The sequence below is a fragment of the Streptomyces liliiviolaceus genome (assembly GCF_018070025.1).
Taxonomy (GTDB): Bacteria; Actinomycetota; Actinomycetes; order Streptomycetales; family Streptomycetaceae; genus Streptomyces; species Streptomyces liliiviolaceus.
This window is the reverse complement of sequence record NZ_JAGPYQ010000002.1, coordinates 1,295,773-1,311,639: the sequence shown is the minus strand read 5'-3', so window position 1 is coordinate 1,311,639 and position 15,867 is coordinate 1,295,773. Positions and strand designations below refer to the sequence as shown.

Genomic DNA, 15,867 nt, shown 5'->3' with positions numbered 1-15,867 from the left:
CCCCGGCCGCCGAGCCGCGCCGCCGGCCGCCCGCGACCGCGCACACCCGCTTCCCCGGCCGCCGCCCCACCGACGGACACGACAAAGGAGTCACCATGTCCCCGCGTACTCTCCTCAGATCGCTCGCCGCCGCCACGGCCGCCGTCGCGGCGCTCGCCCTCACCGGGTGCGGTGCCGTCACCGCCGCCGACTCGGGCGGCTCCGGCGACGGCTCCTTCAAGCTCGCTCCGTACATCCAGGAGCGGATCGACGGCGACAAGCCGATGCGTATCAAGCTGAGCTACCACGACCCCTCGCTCGCCTTCGCCACCCCGATCTCCGCGGGCATGAAGCGCGCCGGCAAGGAGCTGGGCGCCGATGTCGCCCTCATCGGCCCCACCGGCGGCGACGCGGCCAAGCAGGTCTCCGAGATACAGACCCTCATCCAGCAGAAGGCCGTGGACGGACTCGCCGTCTCCTCCGCCTCCAGCGACGCCCTCAAGCCGGTGATCAGCCAGGCCTACAAGGCCGGCATCCCGATCATCTCCTTCAACACCGACAACCCCGACTCGCAGCAGATGGGATTCGTCGGCCAGGACCTCAAGGGCTCGGGCAAGGCCCAGGCCGAGCAGCTGCGCAAGCAGCTCAAGGGTGACGTCAAGGGCAAGTCCGTCGTGGTGTTCTCCGTGGACACCGGCGCGGGCTGGTCGCACGACCGCTTCTCCGGATTCGAGGCCGGTATGAAGGGCAGCGGCCTGAAGATCGTCGGCCCCGTCAACGTGGGCAACGAGCCCAACGCCGCCTACAACACCGTCGAGTCGACCATGTCCGGCCAGTCCGGGGTCGTCGCCGTCGCGGGCCTGGACTGCTGCTCCACCACCGCCGCCGCCAAGTGGGTCGCCCAGTCCAAGAACGCGGACGGCATCGCCATGGGCGGCTTCGACCTGCTGACCCAGACCGCCGAGTACGTCGACAAGGGCGTCCTGGACTTCACCATCAGCCAGAACCCGTCCGAGCAGGGCTACCAGGCCGTGAAGGTGCTCCACACCTTCCTGACCAAGGGCACCGAGATCACCGGCGTCGACACCGGCGCCCAGTTCATCACCACCGCCAATCTGGCCGACGCCACGGTGGAGGACTGATGTCCGCCGCCCCCCGCGACCTCGCCGCCGAGGCGGCCACTCCTTCCGCCCCCGCCGTCCCCGCCCCCGCCGTTTCCGTCCGCGGCCTGTCCCGCAGCTTCGGCCCGGTACGCGCCCTGCGTGACGTCTCCTTCGACGTCCCCGCCGGTGAGATCACCGCGCTGCTGGGCGAGAACGGGGCCGGCAAGTCGACCCTGCTGAAGATCCTGGCCGGTCTCCAGCCGCCCAGCGACGGCGGTGTGAGTGTCTTCGGCGAGGAGGTCACCTCCTTCGAGCCCAGCACGATGCTCGGCCGCCACGGCGTGGCGATCGTCCCGCAGGAACTGTCGCTGCTGCCCGACCGCAGCGTGGCGGAGAACGTCCTCAGCGGTGTGGAACCGGGCAGCCGCTGGTTCCCCTCCCGCCGCCGGATGGCGGAGCGCACCGCCGAACTGCTCGCCGGACTCGACCTTGACCTCGACCCGAACGCCTCCGTACGCACCCTGGACCTCGCCACACAGCAGCTCATCGTGGTGGCCCGGTCCGTCGCCCGGGGCTGCCGGGTGCTGATCCTGGACGAACCGACGGCGATGCTCACCCCCGCCGAGGCCGACCGCCTGTTCGCCCTGATGGACAAGCTCAAGGCCGCCGGTACGACCATGCTCTACGTCTCCCACCGCATGCCCGAGGTCTTCCGCCTCGCCGACCACATCCAGGTGCTGCGCGACGGCACGCACGTCGCCTCCTGGCGCAGCGCCGACACCACCCCCGAACAGGCCGTGGCCGCGATGGTCGGCCGCGAACTGGGCCAGTTCACCCGCCGCGAACCGGCACCCGCCCACACCACGGCCGAACCCGTGCTGAAGGTGCGGGAGTTGAGCGGGCGCCGGCACACCGGCATCTCCTTCGACCTGCGCCCCGGCGAAATCCTCGGCGTGGCCGGACTGCCCGACTCCGGCCGGGTGGAACTGCTGCACAACCTCTTCGGCGGACAGCGCGGCACCGGCGGCAGCGTGGAACTGCTCGGCCGCGCCTACGACCGGCGCAACCCGATCGCCAGCGTCGAACGCCGCCTCGCGTTCGTCCCCGGTGAGCGCCGCGCCCAGGGACTGCTGACCACCATGAGCGTCGGCGAGAACGTCGGCGCGCTCACCACGAAGACCTTCAGCCGGCTCGGCCTGCTGCGCCGCGGCGCCTTCGACGCCGCCGCCGCCGAACAGGCAGGCCGGCTGAAGGTGAAGACGGCCACCATGGGCCAGCCCATCACCAGCCTGTCCGGCGGCAACCAGCAGAAGGCCGTCCTGGGCCGCTGGCTGGCCATCGACCCCGGAGTACTCATCCTCGACGAGCCGACCCGAGGCGTCGACATCGGCGCCAAGGCCGAGATCTACGCCCGACTGTTCGCCCTCGCCGAGGAGGGGCTGGCCATCCTCTGCTCCTCCTCCGACCTGCCCGAACTCCTCACCCTCACCGACCGGATCGCCGTCATGAGCGAGGGCCGCGTGGTGGACACCGTGGACACCGCCACGGCCACCGAGGAATCCGTCATGGCCCTGGCCACCGGAACGAAGCGGGCCGCCGCCTGACCGTCCCCTCCACCGGTGCTGGTGACCGGCGCCCCCGCCGACCAGCCACAACGACTCACGACCCACGACCCACGACCCACGACCCACGGAAGAGAACCCACCCATGAAGCGCTCCGGCATCCTCAACGCCGAACTCAGCGGCGCCCTCGCCACCCTCGGCCACACCGATCTGCTGCTGGTCGTGGACGCGGGCTTCCCCGTGCCGCGCGAAGCGCACCGCGTCGACCTCGCTCTCGCCGAGAACCTGCCCGACCTGCGGACCGTGCTCGGCCTCATCGCCGACGAACTCGTCGTGGAGGGAGTGGTGCGGGCCGAGGACGTCCCCACCCACAACCCCCGCCTCGACGGCTGGCTGCTCGACCGCTTCGCCGACGCCGAGTTCACCACCCGTCCGCACGCCGACATGCTCGGCGAACTCGCCCACCGGGCCAAGGTCGTCGTCCGTACCGGAGCCTTCGAACCCTGGGGCAACATCGGCCTCTACTGCGGGGTCGACGTGCCCCGCTGGTTCGGCGGCGAGGGCGTCGTCGTACCCGACCACTACGCGTCCAAGCTCTGAACCATCACGAACCGCACGGCCCGCCAGCGGCCCCGCCGTATCCAATCCGAGGGAGATCACCCCGTGTCCGAAACCACCGTCGTCGACGCCGAACTCAACCTGACCCCGGCCGAGTTGGCGCCCTACATCCAGCACACCAGGATCGACCCGGACGCGACGCTCGACGAGATGGTCGCCCACGCCCGCGAGGCCGTCACGCACGGCTTCAACGCCGCCATGGTCCCCGCGTCCTGGCTGCCCGTCGTCGTCTCCGAACTGCGGGGAACCGGCGTCCAGGTCGCCTCCGCCCTGGACTTCCCGACCGTCGGCGTGATGACCAGCGCAGGCAAGGCCGCCGAAGCCGCCGAGATAGCCCGCCTCGGAGCCGACCAGATCGACATCGGCGTCCAGATCGGCTGGCTCAAGAGCGGACGCTACGACGACTTCCGTGAGGACATCGCGGGCGTCGTCCGAGCCTCCGGCCTGCCCGTCAAGGTCATGCTGGAACTGCCCCTGCTGACCGACGCGGAGAAGGAGGCCGCCGTCGAGCTGTCCATGGAGGCGGGCGTCGCCTTCCTGAAGAACGCCAGCAGCGGGCAGATCGAGACGGCGAACCCGGCGAGCGTGGGCTACCTTGTCGAGCGGGCACGTGAAGGGGTCCGGGTGAAGGCGTCCGGCTCCATCAAGACGTACCGGCAGGGCCTGGCCCTCCTGCGGGCAGGAGCCTCTCTGCTCGGCACCAGCGCCGGTCTGTCGATCATCACCGACACCGGGGACGACTCGACGACCAGCTACTGACCTGCCCCGCACCCGTGCCGGAACCGCAAGAGGTCTCCGGCACAACCCGACAAGGAGATGCGACGACAGTGACGGCCGACGAACGGGGACTTCCGCACATCCAGCGCGATGTCCCCACGGCGATCCATGCCCAGATCTCGGAACACATCCGACTGCGGATCGCCGGCGGCGAGTGGCCTGCGCACTACCGCCTCAAGAGCGAGCCGGAGCTGGCCCAGGAGTTCGGCGTCAGCCGCGGCACCCTGCGCCGCGCCCTGACCACGCTCATCGAGGAGGGCCTGCTGCGGCAGGTCCGCGGACGCGGCACCTTCGTCACCTCGACGACCATCGAGCCCGCCATCGCCCAGAAGCTCAGCACGCTATCCGAGGACTTCGCCAGTCAGGGCATCGTCACCGCCACCACCGTGCGCGAATGCTCGCTGATCGTCCCGCCCCGGCCCGTCGCGGCCCTCCTGGACCTGGCTCCCAACACCCCCGTACTGCGACTGCTCCGCGTACGCAGCACCGACCAGGGCCCCGTCGCCCTCCTGTCCAACTTCGTGCGCACCGACCTCACCCCCGGCATCGAGGAGGTGGACTTCGCCTCCTCCAGCCTCTTCGGCGTCCTGGAGGGCACCTACGGCCTGAAGATCGCCACCGCACGCCGGACGTTCAGCGCGGAAGCCGCCACGGCGGAGGTCGCCGAAGCGCTCTCGCTGGAGGAGGGCGCCCCCGTGCAGTACCTCCAGCAGGTCACCTACCTCGCCGACGACCGCCCGGTGGAGTACTCCGACGTCTGGATCCACAGCGGCCGACTCCGCGTCACCTCGCTCCTGGTACGCCGCTAGAACCCACCGGTCCTCAATGTGAAGGGCAAGGTAGTCATCTGCATGATCTGCATGATCTGGATGAGAGGAGTCCGGCATGCGGATCGGTGAACTGTCCGCCCGGACGGAACGGTCGGCGGACGACGGTTCGTGAACCGGGGCTGATCGGATCAGCGGGCTGACCAGAGGAAGGCACCCGCGATACGAATCGGCCCAGGTGCCGCAGCGACGCACGCGCGCCGACATGCGCACGGGAGTCACAACGCGTCGGCATGGAGGCGACCGCCGGACTCGTCGAGCTGTCAAAGATCCGGAACGGTTCCGGAGAAAGTACGCACGGTGCCGCCTTGCGTGGCCGGTTCACTCCTGTCTGGAAATGACGCGCTCATGCCACTCTGGGGCGCAATCGGTGGCCGTTCGGCGTCCCGCCCATGGCAGCGGGCACGGTCACTGGGCGGACAGGGGGAACCACACATGTTACGAAGAGCCAGAGCCGTCGTCGGACTGGCGGCAGCAGCACTGATCGTCGCCCTCGCCGCTCCGGCCGGGTACGCCGAGTCGACCACCTCGACGGCACCCGCCGCGGCCGCAACCGACGACCATGCCGTGTACGTCGTTCAGCCGCAGGCCGACGGCACCACGTACACCGCCATCTACACCCCGGCACCCGGTGTGACGGCTGAACAACTGAGGGCCACCCTGCGTCAGCAGGGTGTCCGCGGCGTACAGGGCGCCGACTCCAAGAACGCCACCGTTCTCGCCCGCTGCGCGCCGTTCGTCGGCACCGCTGCCGCCTGGTGCAATCACAAGTGGGACTACGGGCCGTTCAACGACCCGCAGGTGTACTTCCTGGACCACAGCGGGGACACCTGGCCGGTGACCGACGCCCGGGTCGACTGGTACCAGGCCCCGGGGATCGACGCCTACTACCGCTGGTACACCGCCGGATGTCCAGGAGGCGGACGCCACTGCGTCCATGTGTACAGCGGCAGTTACGGCACTGACTGGTACGGCGTGACCGAAGCGTCCACCTCCAACGGCTACTTCGTCGACGGCACCGTCACGGTGAAACTCAACGACCAGATCACCCCGAACACGTACGCGGCCCGGCGCAGCGTCGCCTGTCACGAAATGGGCCACGCTCTCGGTCTCGAAGCGAACAACTCGACCAACAGCTGCATGTCCGACCCGGAGTTCCCCCAGCATCCGTCCTCGGACGACTTCGCGGTCCTGAACCAGCTGTACCCCAAGCCCGGCACCTGACCGCCGTCTCACGGTCGCTGCCCTCCTGCAGCCAGGAGGACAGCGACCGCGCGCCTGACCTCGGCGGTCCGCCCTGGTGCGGGCGAGTCCTGCTTCGCCTTCACCCCTCCCGGCACAGTCAGGGCTGGTCTGCCGGGGCAGTGGCGGTGGCGGCGCTGAAGCGCGCCGCGAGCGCCGCAACCGCGGCGCGCAGTTCCTCCCCGCCCTCGACGCGGAACGGGAACGGCACCCGCGTCAGCCATTCCTGTGCGTACATGTCCGGGTTGCGGGTGCTGCCGACCAGTACGCATCCGTCCCTCAAGGGCTCAAGGCGCCCCATGGGCGGATGGACCCACCGGGCCACCTCGGTCAGGGGAGCGTCGAACGCCACACGGGTGGAGAACTCCCATCCGAGGCCCAGGTTCTCCTCCAGCACCGCCACCGCGTCGAGACCCTCGGGCGGCTCGAACCCGTGCTCGGTCGGCCGGACCGCGCGGACCCTGTCGACCCGGTAGGTGCGGATCGCGTCCGCTCGATGGGAGTGGCACAGCAGGTACCAGCGCCCGTAGCGGATCACGATGGACCAGGGATCCACCTCCGCCTCCCACTCGTTGCCCGCCTCGCTGCCGTACGTGACCGACACGCGGCGCCGGGCCGCGACGGCGTCGACGAGTTCGCTGGTGATGGCCGGATCGGGGTGAGCCGCGTACGGGTCCGCCGCGGCCGACGCGTACTCCCGCAGCATCGCCGCCTGGTGACCGACGCTCTCCGGAAGCGCCTTGACGACCTTGCCCAGGGCGGTGCCGATCAGGTCGTCGGTGTCGGCGTCGGTGGATGCCGCGGTCGGCTGGCCGCTGAGTACCGCCATCACTAGGCCGATGGCCTCGGACTGCGTGAAGTGCACGGGCGGCAGCCGCGTCCCGCGCCCCAGCCGGTACCCGCCGTGCGGCCCCCGGGCCGACTCCACGGGGATACCGGCCTCCCGGAGGATGCCGACGTACCGACGCGCGGCCCGCTCCGTGACGCCCAGCCGCTCGGCGAGCTCGCCGGCTGTCGTACCGGGGCGGGTCTGGAGAATCTCCAGGGCGCGCAGGGCGCGCGCGGTGGGACTGAGATCGTTCGGCACAGGAGCAGGCTAGGCGCCCGGCGCCGGTTCCGGTCTCCATCCGTGGACCGCAAGCGCTCGGTCTTCGCTCAGGACGCTTGGGCGATCACCGGATGAACCGGCAGTGGATTGTCCGGATCACCTTCTACGGTGACATCCAGGAAGTCGGAGAAAGGGAACTGACCATGGACATTCTGCTCATCGGCGGGCTGTGGCTGAACGGATCCGTATGGGACCGTGTCGCGTCCGCGCTGGAGCCGCTCGGCCATCGCCCCGTGCCGCTCACCCTCCCGGGCCAGGGGGACGGCTCCGTGTCCGCCACGCTCGACGACCAGCTGGCGACGGTGCTCGCCGCAGTGGACGCGGCGCCCGGCAAGCCCATGGTGGTGGGGCATTCCGCCGCCTGCACGCTGGCCTGGCTGGCCGCCGACCGGCGGCCCGAGCGGCTGGCGAAGGTCGCCCTCATCGGGGGTTTCCCGACCGCCGACGGTCAGCCGTACGCCGACTTCTTCGAGGTGAGTGACGGCGTCATGCCCTTCCCCGGCTGGGGCCCGTTCGAGGGCCCGGACGCCGCGGACCTCGACGACGGGGCCAGGCGAGAGTTCGCGGCTGCCGCGATCTCCGTGCCCGCAGGCGTGGCCGAGGGAGTGGTGCGGCTGGCGGACGAACGGCGGTTCGACGTTCCGGTCGTGGTCGTATGTCCGGAGTTCACGCCCGAGCAGGCGCAGGAATGCGTGAGGGACGGCGACGTCCCGGAGCTCACTCGTGCCAAGCACGTCGACTTCGCCGACATCGACTCAGGCCACTGGCCCATGATCACGCAGCCTGTCGAGCTGGCCCGGATCCTGGCTGCGGCAGCCGACGGCGCCTGACGGGGGAAAATCCCGGGGCACGAGCCGGACCTGGGGCACGAGCCGGACTCGGGGCACGAGCCGGACCCCGGACGCGCCGATCGCAGCCACATGTCGACGGCCGCCACAGAACCCGGTGGCGGACCCCTCAGCTCCACCGGCGTACCACCTGGCGCTCCGCCACCCCCAGCAGCGCGTCGCTCGCCTTGCCGACGACGGCCAGCAGGACGATGGCGAGCAGCAGGATGTCCGTGCGGCCGGTGTTCTGGCTGTCGATCAGCAGGAAGCCCAACCCCATGGAGGAGGCGATGAGTTCGGCCGCGACGAGGAACAGCCAGCCCTGCGCCAGCCCGAGTCGCAGCCCGGACAGCACGGCGGGCGCAGCGGCCGGGATCAGGACCTGGGCGAGGAGGGCGGGGCCGCGCCGGCCGTAGGCGCGACCCAGTTCCCTCAGCCGGGGATCGACGTGGTCGAGGCCCGACGAGACTGTCGTGTACACGGGGAAGAACGCGCCGATGGCGACAAGCGTGATCTTCGGGGTCTCTCCGATGCCGAGCCAGAGCAGGAGCAGAGGGACCCAGGCCAGCGAGGGCACGGCACGTATCGCCTGGATGGTCGGAGCGAGGACGGCCCGGGCGGTCCGGGAGAGGCCGACCAGACTGCCCAGGAGCAGACCGAGCGCGGCGCCGACGGCGAAGCCGATCAGCACGCGCTGCACGCTGATGGCGATGTGGTGCTGGAGCTCGCCCCGGTCGACAAGGCTCCGCGCGGCGTTCAGGACGGCCTCGGGCGGCGGGAGCTGGCTGCGCGTGTACGCGCCGGACGTGGCGGCCTGCTGCCAGCCGAGCAGCAGCACGGCCGGCAGGAGCAGACCGGCCGCCGCGCGCAGCACGGTCCGGCCCCAGCGGGACCGGACCACGGCGGCGATGCCGCTCACGATGTCGCTCACGATGCCTTGGCTTTGCGGGCGAACTCCGGGGCGTAGAGGGTCTTGAGGGCGTCGTCGACGTCTTTCGCGTCCGCGACCAGGTTCTCCGAGACCAGCAGGGGAGCGATCCGCTCAAGCACCTCGGTCTGGGCGGCGCCGGGTACGGGCGAGATGTCGATGTGGGTGCGTTCCGTCAGCTGTTGTGCGGCGACGGCGGGTTCGATCTTCGCGGAGTCGGCGAGGATCTTCACCGCGGCATCCGGATTCTTCTCGATCCAGCCCCGGGCCTTCTCGTAGCTGTCGACGACGATCTGCACTAGCTCGGGGTGGGCGTCGAGGAACTTCTCGGAGACGTTGAGGAACCCGTAGGAGTTGAAGTCGAGGTTGCGGTAGATGAGCTTGGATCCGTTGTCGATCTGACTCTGGGAGAGGTACGGGTCGAGACCGGCCCAGGCGTCGACGGCGCCCCTTTCCAACGCGGTTCTGCCGTCACCGTGCTGGAGGTTGACGACGGTGACGTCCTTGGCTGTCAGCCCATGGGCCTTGAGGGCCTGCAGGAGGAAGAAGTAGGGGTCGGTGCCCTTGGTGGCCGCGACCTTCTTTCCTTCGAGGTCCTCGACCGAGTCCAGCTTCGAGCCCTTGGCGACGACCAGGGAGGACCATTCGGGCCGGCTGTAGACGTCGACGGTCCTGAGGGGTGTTCCGTTGGCGCGCGCCAGCAGCGCGGGGGTGCCGGCGGTGGAGCCGAAGTCGATGGCGTCGGCGCGGAGATTCTCGTTGGCCTTGTTGCTGCCCAGGGACTGGGTCCAAGTCACCTTGACGTTGTCGAGTCCCTGGTCCTTGAGGGCGTCCTCCAGCCAGCCCTTGTCCTTGAGGGTGAGGCTCTGTGGGTTGTAGTACGCCCAGTCGAGGCGAAGTTCGATGGTGTCCTTGGCTGCTGCTCCGGCGCCCGCTCCGGATTGCCCCGAGGAATCCTCGCCCTCGGCGCACGCGGCCGTGGTCAGCAGCAACAGACTTGAGGTGAGGGCGGCGGCAAAGGTGCGACGGTTCATCCGAGAGGCTCCTTGTACGGGACGGTGGGGGACGCGTGGGTGCCGGGAGCGTGGCTTATGCCGAGGCGATGCAGGAGGTCGGCACGCAGCGGGGCCAGTTGCAGGTCGCCGCGCTCGCGCGGGCGGGGCGCCGGAACATCGATGGTGGCGGTGATGGATGCCGCGGGACCTGCGCTCAACAACACGATGCGGTCCGCGAGTTGGAGGGCCTCGTCGGCGTCGTGGGTGACGAGGAGGACGGTCGTGGGGGCGGCGGCGCGAACCTCGTCGAGGAGGTCCTGCATGCGCAGCCGGGTGAGCGCGTCCAGGGCCGCGAACGGTTCGTCGAGCAGCAGTACGCTCGGCCTGCGGACCAGAGCGCGGGCCAGCGCGGCGCGTTGTGCCATGCCGCCGGAGACCTGACTCGGGCGGTGCTGTCCGAAACCGCTGAGGCCCACCACGTCGAGCCAGCGCGCCACTTCGGTCCGCCGCTCGGCGCGTGGCGTACCGGCGGGCAGTCCGAAGGCGACGTTGGAGGCAAGGCTGCGCCAGGCCATGAGGCGTGCGTCCTGGAACACGACGGCCGCCCGACGATCCATGTCGCGGACGGGTTCACCGTCGACGAGCACGGTGCCGGCCGTAGGCGTGTCCAGTCCCGCGACGAGGCGCAGCAGCGTGGACTTTCCGGAGCCGGAGGGGCCGAGGACAGCGACGATCTCACCGGCCGTCAGCGTGAGATCGATACCCGCGATGACGCGGTGCGCGGCCGCCCCGTGTCCGAATGTCCGGGACACACCGCTGAGTTCGACAGTCGCCGGACCGTCGGTCCGCGCGGAATCGGGCATGGGCGGCATCTCCTTGTGCGGGCAGCAGGAGCGAGTCGAGCGCAGAGGTGTGCCGTGCGCCTGAGGAGAGGTTCCGGAACTCGTCCTGAGGCGCGGGGATTTCCCTTCCAGGCGCCCGTGAGAACCCGCTCACGGGCGCCTGTCGTGTGAGTGACGTCGTAACTCCGGTGCCGGTGGCGGGGGATGAGTGGGAAGGAGCTCGTCGACGAGCGCGGCGACCTGGTCCACCTCGATGAGGAAGCCGTCGTGGCCGTGGGGCGATTCGATCACCCGCGGCCCGTCCGACGTGATGATGCCCGCCGCCAAATCCGCCTGCTGGGACGGCGGGTAGAGGCGGTCGGAGTCGACTCCGACCACGAGGGTCCGGGCGGTCACCCGGCTCAGGGCGGCGCGCAGCCCGCCGCGACCGCGGCCGACGTCATGGCTGTTCATCGCCTCGGACAGGACGACGTAGCTGCCCGCGTCGAAGCGCCGCACCAGCTTGGCCGCGTGATGGTCGAGGTAGGACTCGACCTGGTACCGGCCGCCGTGCCAGGGGTCCTCCGTGTCCTGGGGGAAGCGGCCGAAGCGGACCTGGAGTTCCGGCTCGCTGCGATACGTGACATGGGCCAGCCGTCGGGCCAGGCCCAGCCCGATGAGGGGACCCCGGCCGGTGCCGTGGTAGTTGCCGTCGCGCCAGTTCGGGTCGGAGCGGATGGCGTGCAGCTGGAGGTTGGCCCAGGCGATCTGCTCGGCGCTCGCCGCGGCCGCCGTGGCGAGCAGCAGGAGCGCGTCGGCCCGTTCGGGATGCGACACCGCCCATTCCAGCGCCCGCATCCCGCCCATCGATCCGCCGACCACCAGAGCCCAGCGGTCGATACCCAGCGCATCGGCCAGACCGGCCTCGGCCGCGACCTGGTCACGCTGTGTCAGAAAAGGGAATGCGCCGCCCCAGCACCGACCGGTCGGGCCCGAAGAGGATGGCCCGGTGCTGCCCTGGCAGCCACCGAGCACGTTCGGCGCCACCACGAACCAACGGTCCGTGTCGAGCGCTCTCCCGGGGCCGATGAGCGCGTCCCACCAACCGGCAGTGGGATGGCCGGGCTCGGCGTGGCCGGCCGCATGGCTGTCGCCGGTGAGGGCGTGCAGCACCAGCACCGCGTTGGACCGGTCGGGTGCGAGTTGCCCCCAGGTCTCGAAGGCCAGCCGGACACCGGGGAGTTCACCGCCGGCCTCCAACGGAAGCGGGTCCGCGCGCAGGTGCCACCGCCGGCGCCCGGGCGGGTCCCCCTCCTGCCAGCCACCGGAGGCCGACGGGAGGGGGACCTGGGACGGCGTCAGTACGCTGTTCAGGACGCGCCCTTGGCCGCGCGGAACCCGGCCTCCAGGTCGGCCTTGAGATCGGCGAGACTCTCGATGCCGACCGAGAGGCGCACCAGGCCGGGGGAGGTCCCGGTGGCCGTCAGCTGTTCCTCGTCGAGCTGGCTGTGGGTGGTGGACGCCGGGTGGATGATGAGGCTGCGCACGTCGCCGATGTTGGCGAGGTGGCTGAACAACTCGACCGCGTCCACGAAGCGCTTGCCCGCCTCGACGCCGTCCCGCAGCTCGAAGGAGACCACGGCACCGGCGCCGCGCGGCAGGTACGTCCGCCCCGCCTCGTACCAGTGGCTGGACTCCAGCCCCGGATAGTGGACAGCGGCGACCTCGTCGCGCTGCTCCAGCCACTCGGCCAGGGCCTGGGCGTTGGCCGAGTGCCGTTCGATACGCAGGCTGAGCGTCTCCACGCCCTGCAGGAGCAGGAAGGAGGAGTGCGGCGAGAGGGCGGGCCCCAGGTCGCGCAGCAGTTGCACGCGCAGCTTGACGGCGAAGGCCCCCGGACCGAGGGCCGGCCAGTACTGCAGGCCGTGGTAGCTGGGGTCGGGCTCGGTGAAGTCGGGGAACCGCTCCGCGTGCGCGCCGAAGTCGAAGGTGCCGCCGTCGACGACCACACCCGCGATGGTCGTGCCGTGCCCGCCCAGGAACTTGGTCGCCGAGTGCACCACGATGTCCGCGCCGTGTTCGATGGGCCGCAGCAGATACGGAGTCGGCACCGTGTTGTCCACGATCAGCGGAACTCCCGCCGTGTGGGCCACGTCCGCGACCGCGCGCACGTCCAGCACGTTGCCGCGCGGATTTCCCAGTGTCTCGGCGAACAGTGCCTTCGTGTTCGGCCGGATCTCCTGCCGCCAGGCCTCGAAGTCGTCGGGGTCGTCCACGAAGGACACCTCGATGCCCAGCTTCGGGAGGGTGTGCCGGAACAAATTGTACGTGCCTCCGTAGAGGGAGGAGGAGGCGACGATGTGGTCGCCCGAGCTGGCCAGCGTGAGGATGGCCAGGGTCTCCGCCGCCTGTCCGGAGGACAGTGCCACGGCCGCGACTCCGCCTTCCAGAGCGGCGATGCGCTGCTCGAAGACGTCCTGGGTGGGGTTGTGGATGCGGGTGTAGATGTTCCCGGGCTCGGCCAGCGAGAACAGGTCGGCGGCGTGTTGTGTGTCGCGGAAGACGAAGGACGACGTCTGGTAGATGGGTGTCGCCCGGGCACCGGTGGTCGGATCGGGTGCGGCTCCCGAGTGGATCTGCTTCGTCTCGAAGGACCACGCCGAGGTGTCGGGCCCGGTGGGTTCGTCCTCGGGGGTGTGACCGGCGGTGACGGAGTCGATGGGCTGGCTCATGGTGCTCCCTTGTGGGGGTACGGCGATGCGCGAACGCGCCGAGGGGAAGGCGAAAGAGCCGCAGGCGTGAGAGCACGCGCCCGGATACGGGCAGCGGTCAGCGCGGTGCGGTGCGGTGCGGTGGGGCGGGGTGGGAAAAGGCTGGTCGGACGCCGGAGGACGGAGTCAGCTCACGGCGGAACAGCCCGTGGTGGTGACACGCACGTAGTCGACGTGGCGGCGGGTCACGAGCACGGTCATGCAGCCAGGTAACCACACCACCGGCTGCGAGCACCAGCACGGCAGGTGCGTCCCACGGGTCAGGACGCGTGGTGGACGCACCTTCCCGCGTGTGCTTTGATCCGGGCCATGGAGACCACTGGCCCGGCACCCTTGGTGCTGCTCGACCCGTTCTGGGTGAGCCGCCGCGCCGACCAGTTCGACCAGGTCTGTTGCTGACCGCCGCTCCGCGGCCCGCGACGTTCGCACCATCTTCATCCGACGCTTTGCGGCGCAGCCGCCTGCTGCCGACCAGCCGTGTGAATACGGCAGTTGTGCCCGGCGGCGGCCGAAGTCCGGTATGCGCCACGAAGGAACTCCCATGGCTCAGCACACAACAGCCCTGCACATCCTCGACATCCCACGCTTCGGCGCCGACCGCGCCGGCACCGCGCCGGGCGAACACCTCGGTCCTCCGGGGCCGCCCCGGCGCCGCTGATGCTTCCGGGACAGGACCGTGCGGCACGGCGGGTGCTGTGGGTGTGCATGGCCGCCGGCGCGACCACCCTGCTGGACCAGGCAGTTCTGAACATCGCCGTGCCGAGCATGCGCCAGTCGCTCGACGCGTCCGCGGCGGACGTCCAGTGGATCGTGGCCGGTTACTCGCTGGCGTTCGGGCTGGCGCTCGTTCCCGGCGGCAGTCTCGGTGACCTGTACGGGCGTAAACGTCTCTTCCTGGCAGGGATGGCCGTCTTTCTCCTCGCCGGGGTGACGGCGGCGACCGGCGGGGGACCCGGGACCCTGATCGGCGCCCGGCTGGTGCAGGGCGCCGCGGCCGGGCTCGTCAACTCCCAGGTGATCGGCACCATTCAGGACGTCTTCCACGGTCCGGCCCGCGGGCGTGCACTGGGCCTGTACGCGGTCACGGCGGGCGTCGCCGCGGCACTCGGCCCACCACTCGGTGGCGCCCTCGTCGCCGGACTCGGCGCCGGAGCGGGCTGGCGGTCCTGCCTCCTGCTGAGTGCCCCCTGCGCGGTGGCCACCCTGGCCCTCGCGGCCCGCCGGCTGCCACCGCCCCGGCGCACCGCCCGCGACTCCCGGCTGGACGTCCTCGGCCTCGTACTGGCCTGCGGGTGCACGCTGACGCTGATGGTGCCCTTCATCCGCACGCCGGACAGCGGGGGAGAAGCACTCCTGTGGGGAGCGGTGGTGTGCGCCCTGGCCGTCCTCTTCGCCCAGCACCAGAAACTGCGTGTCCGCCGTGGCCGTCAGCCGCTGGTCCATCCGGCGCTGACCTCCTCGAAGCCGTACGTGCTTGGCACGGCCGTCGCCATGTCCCAGTTCGGCTCCTCGCTGGCCGCGTCCCTCGTGCTCACCGTCTTCGTGCAGGACGGACTCGGGCTGTCCGCTCTCCTCACAGCAGCGGTCACGCTCCCCTCGGCGGTCGCCATGGGCGTCTCCTCGGCGCTCGCCTGGCGTCTGGTACGGCGGATCGGACCACGCACGGTGACCCTCGGCCTCGCCCTGGGAATCGCCGCCGCACTGACCGGGGCCGCGGTCGCGCTCCGTGCGCCGATGGCGGTACTGCCGTTGGCACTCGCCGGAACGCAACTGCTGGCCGGCACCGCCTCGGGACTGGCCGTCTCGCCCAACCAGACCCAGGTCCTTGAGCATGCCCCGGCCGAGGCCGCCGGAGTGGGCGGCGGGATCCTGCAGATGGCCCAGCGCATCGCGGCGGCCGTCTGCCTCAGCGCGGTCTCGGCGGTCTACCTGCACGCCGCGCCCGGTCGCTCAGGGGGCGACCACGCCCGGGCGGGCTACGCGCTTGCCTCCTGTGTCTGCGCCGGCCTGCTCGGCGCGGCTCTGGTGCTGTCGCTGCTGCGCCGCACCGGTACACGAACCCGTCCGTCACTCCCCACGTCGGCCGGAACGTCGGCCGGATCCGGCGCAGCGCGCAGGACCGGGCCCCGATGGTGAGACGGGCCGCGACGCGAGTCGGTCCGCGTCGCATCGTGAGGCGGTTCACGACGCGAGTCGGACTGCGGCGCCGCCGTATGCACGTACATCTAATGGTCTTGACACGTTCCGGGGCCGAAGACGAAGGTTGCAGTGACCGATTCCGAAGGGGGAGGCACCGATGCGCATTCGC

General features: G+C 70.7%; 14 protein-coding genes. 8 read left to right on the top strand and 6 right to left on the bottom strand.

All coding sequences use genetic code 11. The features are described 5' to 3' along the window. Positions 1-95: 95 nt before the first annotated feature. The 6 genes from J8N05_RS41135 to J8N05_RS41110 all read left to right on the top strand — a co-directional run bounded on the left by J8N05_RS41135 (position 96) and on the right by J8N05_RS41110 (position 6,091). Positions 96-1,121, top strand: coding sequence for a substrate-binding domain-containing protein (locus J8N05_RS41135; RefSeq protein ID WP_210892305.1), 1,026 nt, complete (start codon positions 96-98; stop codon positions 1,119-1,121). Further along, positions 1,121-2,686: a sugar ABC transporter ATP-binding protein gene (locus J8N05_RS41130; RefSeq protein WP_210892303.1), complete on the top strand. Its 1,566-nt coding sequence runs from the start codon at positions 1,121-1,123 to the stop codon at positions 2,684-2,686. The genes J8N05_RS41135 and J8N05_RS41130 overlap by 1 nt, the downstream gene beginning before the upstream one ends. Positions 2,687-2,789: 103 nt before the next feature. Beyond that, complete coding sequence (gene rbsD, locus J8N05_RS41125) at positions 2,790-3,245, top strand: D-ribose pyranase (RefSeq protein ID WP_210892301.1); 456 nt, start codon at positions 2,790-2,792, stop codon at positions 3,243-3,245. 63 nt (positions 3,246-3,308) lie between these two features. After that, on the top strand, positions 3,309-4,022 hold the full coding sequence (gene deoC / locus J8N05_RS41120) for a deoxyribose-phosphate aldolase (RefSeq protein ID WP_210892299.1): 714 nt from the start codon (positions 3,309-3,311) through the stop codon (positions 4,020-4,022). A 68-nt stretch (positions 4,023-4,090) separates the two neighbouring features. Continuing rightward, entirely contained in the window at positions 4,091-4,849 is a 759-nt protein-coding gene (locus J8N05_RS41115) for a GntR family transcriptional regulator (protein ID WP_210892297.1), read from the top strand. A gap of 453 nt (positions 4,850-5,302) precedes the next feature. Continuing rightward, on the top strand, positions 5,303-6,091 hold the full coding sequence (locus J8N05_RS41110) for a zinc metalloprotease (RefSeq protein ID WP_210892295.1): 789 nt from the start codon (positions 5,303-5,305) through the stop codon (positions 6,089-6,091). Between the two features lie 118 nt (positions 6,092-6,209). Here the strand turns inward: J8N05_RS41110 and J8N05_RS41105 are convergent, their stop codons facing one another. Then, positions 6,210-7,196 carry a helix-turn-helix transcriptional regulator gene (locus J8N05_RS41105; protein WP_210892293.1) on the bottom strand — a complete coding sequence of 329 codons (987 nt, stop codon included), beginning with the start codon at positions 7,194-7,196 and terminating at the stop codon, positions 6,210-6,212. 164 nt (positions 7,197-7,360) lie between these two features. On the opposite strand from J8N05_RS41105, the gene J8N05_RS41100 reads away from it, so the two are divergent. Continuing rightward, positions 7,361-8,047, top strand: a complete 687-nt coding sequence (locus J8N05_RS41100; RefSeq protein ID WP_210892291.1) for an alpha/beta fold hydrolase — start codon at positions 7,361-7,363, stop codon at positions 8,045-8,047. Between the two features lie 127 nt (positions 8,048-8,174). Here J8N05_RS41100 and J8N05_RS41095 read toward each other — a convergent pair whose 3' ends face one another. From J8N05_RS41095 to J8N05_RS41075, 5 genes are all read right to left on the bottom strand, one after another. After that, complete coding sequence (locus tag J8N05_RS41095; protein ID WP_210892289.1) at positions 8,175-8,975, bottom strand: ABC transporter permease; 801 nt, start codon at positions 8,973-8,975, stop codon at positions 8,175-8,177. Beyond that, positions 8,972-10,006: an aliphatic sulfonate ABC transporter substrate-binding protein gene (locus J8N05_RS41090; protein WP_210892287.1), complete on the bottom strand. Its 1,035-nt coding sequence runs from the start codon at positions 10,004-10,006 to the stop codon at positions 8,972-8,974. Before J8N05_RS41090 ends, J8N05_RS41095 begins: the two co-directional genes overlap by 4 nt. Further along, the gene (locus J8N05_RS41085; RefSeq protein ID WP_247706893.1) at positions 10,003-10,830 is read right to left on the bottom strand and encodes an ABC transporter ATP-binding protein; all 828 of its coding nucleotides are present in this window, start codon (positions 10,828-10,830) and stop codon (positions 10,003-10,005) included. The genes J8N05_RS41090 and J8N05_RS41085 overlap by 4 nt, the downstream gene beginning before the upstream one ends. Positions 10,831-10,959: 129 nt before the next feature. Further along, complete coding sequence (metX, locus tag J8N05_RS41080; RefSeq protein WP_210894206.1) at positions 10,960-12,162, bottom strand: homoserine O-acetyltransferase MetX; 1,203 nt, start codon at positions 12,160-12,162, stop codon at positions 10,960-10,962. Then, a complete protein-coding gene (locus tag J8N05_RS41075; RefSeq protein ID WP_210892283.1) occupies positions 12,159-13,520 on the bottom strand; it encodes a bifunctional o-acetylhomoserine/o-acetylserine sulfhydrylase in 1,362 nt (453 codons plus the stop codon). Before J8N05_RS41075 ends, metX begins: the two co-directional genes overlap by 4 nt. 696 nt (positions 13,521-14,216) lie before the next feature. On the opposite strand from J8N05_RS41075, the gene J8N05_RS41070 reads away from it, so the two are divergent. After that, positions 14,217-15,695 carry an MFS transporter gene (locus J8N05_RS41070; protein ID WP_210892280.1) on the top strand — a complete coding sequence of 493 codons (1,479 nt, stop codon included), beginning with the start codon at positions 14,217-14,219 and terminating at the stop codon, positions 15,693-15,695. Positions 15,696-15,867: the final 172 nt, after the last annotated feature.